This window comes from Gemmobacter caeni (assembly GCF_003054195.1).
Lineage (GTDB): Bacteria > Pseudomonadota > Alphaproteobacteria > Rhodobacterales > Rhodobacteraceae > Gemmobacter > Gemmobacter caeni.
This window is the reverse complement of record NZ_QBKP01000056.1, coordinates 1-4,299: the sequence shown is the minus strand read 5'-3', so window position 1 is coordinate 4,299 and position 4,299 is coordinate 1. Positions and strand designations below refer to the sequence as shown.

Here is a 4,299-nt window from a genome sequence, read left to right as displayed (position 1 = left end):
GAGGTTTGGATGAGCGTTAGCGAATGGTTTGAGGTTTTCGAGAAATGTTGTGATGCGGTTGAGGTTTGGGAGATTTTTGAGATCGATGTTCCATCTGCGTGCGTTGTAGATTTGTGGGACGAGGCAGATGTCGGCGAGCGTGAGGGTTTGTCCGATGCAGTGGTTTCCGGTGTCGACCATGTTTTCGAGGGCGATGAGGCCCGGGGTGATCATGTCGCGCATCCAGGTTTCCATAGTGATGCCGCCGTTTGACTGCGCGACTGCGTAGCGGGCGACGCGGAGGTTGCAGACGGGGTGGATGTCCATGGCGATGGCATGTGCGACGGCGCGGATGCGGGCGCGGTTGGCGGCGGGTCCCGGGAGGAGGCCGAGGCCGCGGGTCTCGTCGAGGTATTCGATGATGGCGAGGGATTGGGTGAGGGTGAGGTCGTCGATTTCGAGGACGGGGACGAGGCCCTGCGGGTTTCGGGCCAGGTGCTCCGGGTCGCACTGCTGGCCTGTGGTCAGGTCGACGGGGAGGCTGTGCCAGGAGAGGCCGGCGAGGCCGAGGGCGATGCGCAGGCGGTAGCTGGCGGAGGAGCGCCAGTAGTCGAAGAGGCGGATCATGGGCGGCGCTCCTGGCGGTGTTCTGTCCTGCGGGCTGCGGGTCAGGGTCCGGGGGGTCGGGTCTGTTCGTTGCATTTGCAATAAATAGCTTGACTTTGTTGCATATGCAACTAATTATCCGCACATCCTGCCGGAGGGCAGCATGAACGGAGGCCGCGCCATGACGAACCAGACCCTGCCGGGCGGGATGATCCGCTCGACTGCCGTGACCGGCCCGCATGCGGGTTACATGCCGGGCTTTGGCAATGACTTCGAGACCGAGGCGCTGCCGGGGGCGCTGCCGCAGGGGCAGAACAGCCCGCAGAAGTGTGAATACGGGCTTTATGCCGAGCAGCTTTCGGGCACGGCCTTCACGGCGCCGCGGGGGCAGAATGAACGGACCTGGTGCTACCGGATCCGGCCTTCGGTGAAACATGTGGGCCGGTTCACGAAGATCGCGGTGCCTTACTGGAAATCGGCGCCGCATATCGACCCGGATGTGATCTCGCTGGGGCAGTACCGCTGGGACCCTGTGCCGGTGGGGGACGGGGCGCTGACCTGGATCACGGGGATGCGGACGATGACGACGGCGGGGGATGTGAACACGCAGGTGGGCATGGCGAGCCATGTCTATCTGGTGACGCAGTCGATGGAGGACGAGTATTTCTTCTCGGCCGACAGCGAATTGCTGGTGGTGCCGCAGGAGGGCAGGCTGCGCTTCTGCACGGAACTGGGCATCATTGATCTGGAGCCGAAGGAGATCGCCATCATCCCGCGCGGTCTGGTCTACCGGGTGGAACTGCCGGACGGCCCGGCGCGGGGCTTCGTCTGCGAGAATTACGGCCAGAAGTTCGACCTGCCGGGGCGTGGCCCGATCGGGGCGAACTGCCTTGCCAATCCGCGCGACTTCAAATGCCCGGTGGCGGCCTTCGAGGACCGCGCGGCCCGCAGCCGCGTGGTGATCAAATGGTGCGGCCAGTTCCACGAGACCTTCATCGACCACAGCCCGCTGGATGTGGTGGCCTGGCACGGCAATTACTGCGCCTACAAATACGACCTGCGCACCTACAGCCCGGTGGGCGCCATCCTGTTCGACCATCCCGATCCGTCGATCTTCACGGTGCTGACGGCGCCCTCGGGGCAGGAGGGGACGGCGAACATCGACTTCGTGCTGTTCCGCGACCGCTGGATGGTGGCCGAGCACAGCTTCCGCCCGCCATGGTATCACAAGAACATCATGTCCGAGCTGATGGGCAACATCTATGGCATCTATGATGCGAAACCGCAGGGTTTTGTGCCGGGGGGCATCTCGCTGCACAACATGATGCTGCCGCACGGGCCGGATCGCAACGCCTTCGAACATGGGTCGAACGAGCCGATGGTGCCGCATTACCAGGCCGAGACCATGCAGTTCATGTTCGAAACCCGCTTCCCGCAGCATCTGACGGAATTTGCCGCGAAAGAGGCGCCGCTGCAGGACGATTACGTCGATTGCTGGGACAGCCTTGAAAAGAAATTCGACGGCACGCCGGGGATCAAGGCATGAGCCTGCAAAGCTGGCTGGCCTCGGCGCAGGGCGACACCGACTTCCCGATCCAGAACCTGCCCTGTGGCGTCTTCGACGATGGCCGGGGCGCGCGGATGGGGGTGGCCATCGGGGATATGATCCTCGATGTGGGCGCGGTCGATCACGGGCTGGACCCGGCGCTGTTCGCGGCCCCCGCCTGGAATGCGGTGATGGCGGCGGGGCCTGCGGTCTGGGCGGCGCTGCGGGCACGGCTGACCGACCTTCTGTCGGACCCGGCGCATCGTGCCATGGTGGCGCCGCATCTGGTGCCGCAGGCGGGCGCGCGGCTGCTGATGCCCTTCGCGGTGGCGGAATATACCGATTTCTACGCCGGCAAGAACCATGCGGTGAATGTGGGCACCATGTTCCGCGGCGCCGAGAATGCGCTGCCGCCGAACTGGCTGTCGATCCCGATCGGCTATAACGGCCGGGCCTCGTCGGTGGTGGTCTCGGGCACGCCGGTCACCCGGCCCTGGGGGCAGGTGAAGGGGCCGGACGAGGCGCTGCCGCGCCTTGCGCCCTCGGCGCGGTTCGATCTGGAACTGGAGATGGGCGCCATCGTCGGCCAGCCGTCGCAGGGCATGGTCTCGGTGGCCGAGGCCGACGAGATGATCTTCGGCTATGTGCTGCTGAACGACTGGTCGGCGCGTGATATCCAGGCCTGGGAATACCAGCCGCTCGGGCCGTTCCAGGCCAAGGCGACGGCGACGACGATCAGCCCCTGGATCGTGATGAAAGCGGCGCTGGAGCCGTTCCGCGTGGCAACGCCCGCGCGCGAACGCCCGCTGCTGCCCTATCTGCGCGAGCCGGGGCCGATGCTTTACGACATCGGGCTGACGGTCAGCCTCGCCCCCGGGGGCAAGGCCGAGACCGTGATCGCGCGCACCAATTACCGCGAGATGTATTATTCGGCGGCGCAGCAGCTGGCGCATCACACGACCTCGGGCTGTGCGATGCGGGTGGGCGATCTGCTGGGGTCGGGCACCATCTCGGGCACCGCGAAGGACGCGCGCGGCTCGCTGCTGGAGCTGAGCTGGGGCGGGAAGGAACCGCTGACGCTGGAGACCGGCGAAACGCGCAGCTTCCTTCAGGACGGCGATACGCTGGTCTTGCGCGGCGCGGCGCAGGGCGCAGGCTACCGCATCGGATTTGGCGATTGCGCGGGGCAGGTGCTGCCCGCCATCGAACTGCCCGGCTGGGCGAAGGAGTGAACCATGGCCAAGGCCTTTGCCTCGCAGGGCGACCTGTCTGAAAAGAAGATCAGCTTCACCGAAATCGGCGAGGGGCTTTACGCCTTCACCGCCGAGGGTGACCCCAATACCGGCGTGATCATCGGCGATGAGTCCGTGATGATCGTCGAGGCGCAGGCGACGCCGCGTCTGGCGCGCAAGGTCATCGACTGCGTGCGCTCGGTCACCGACAAGCCGATCAGCCATGTCGTGCTGACGCATTACCACGCGGTGCGGGTGCTGGGCGCCAGCGCCTATGGCGCGCGGGAAATCATCATGTCCGACGTGGCCGCCGCCATGGTCGAGGAGCGCGGGCAGGAGGACTGGGACAGCGAGTTCGGCCGCTTCCCGCGTCTGTTCCAGGGGCACGAGGAAATCCCCGGCCTGACCCGCCCGACCACCACCTTCTCCGACAGCATGACGGTCTGGCTCGGCCGCCGCCGGGTGGACATCATGAAGCTCGGCCGCGCCCATACCGCCGGTGACGCGGTGATCTGGGTGCCCGATCAGGAGGTGATGTTCACCGGCGATATCGTCGAATACCATTCCGCCTGCTATTGCGGCGACGGCCACTTCACGGACTGGCCCGAAACGCTCGCCAATATCGCGGCCTTTGAGCCCCGCGCCATCGCGCCCGGCCGCGGCGACGCGCTGGTGGGCGAGGAGATGGTCGCCAAAGCCATCGCCAATACCGCAGACTTCATCCGCTCCACCTACAAACCCGTCGAACGCGTCGTCGCCCGCGGCGGCTCCCTCAAAGAAGCATGGGACGCCGTCCGCGCCGCCTGCGACCCCAAATTCGCAAACTACGCCATCTACGAACACTGCCTCCCCTTCAACGTCGCCCGCGCATACGACGAAGCAAAAGGCATCGACACTCCCAAAATCTGGACCGCACAACGCGATCAACAAATGTGG

The 4,299-nt window shown here is 65.5% G+C and carries 4 protein-coding genes; 3 read left to right on the top strand and 1 reads right to left on the bottom strand.

Features of this window, described 5'->3' with window-relative positions; translation table 11 throughout:
• Window positions 1-606 (bottom strand): maleylacetoacetate isomerase (gene maiA, locus C8N34_RS25600; protein ID WP_108131054.1); only part of this gene is annotated, 606 nt, incomplete at its 3' end.
• 160 nt (window positions 607-766) lie between these two features.
• Between maiA and hmgA the strand changes: the two genes are divergently transcribed.
• The 3 genes from hmgA to C8N34_RS25585 all read left to right on the top strand — a co-directional run.
• Window positions 767-2,131, top strand: a complete 1,365-nt coding sequence (hmgA, locus tag C8N34_RS25595) for a homogentisate 1,2-dioxygenase (RefSeq protein WP_054301983.1) — start codon at window positions 767-769, stop codon at window positions 2,129-2,131.
• Window positions 2,128-3,363, top strand: a complete 1,236-nt coding sequence (gene fahA / locus C8N34_RS25590; protein WP_108131053.1) for a fumarylacetoacetase — start codon at window positions 2,128-2,130, stop codon at window positions 3,361-3,363. Before hmgA ends, fahA begins: the two co-directional genes overlap by 4 nt.
• Window positions 3,364-3,366: 3 nt before the next feature.
• The coding region (locus C8N34_RS25585; RefSeq protein WP_108131052.1) for an MBL fold metallo-hydrolase at window positions 3,367-4,299 on the top strand (933 nt) is incomplete at its 3' end.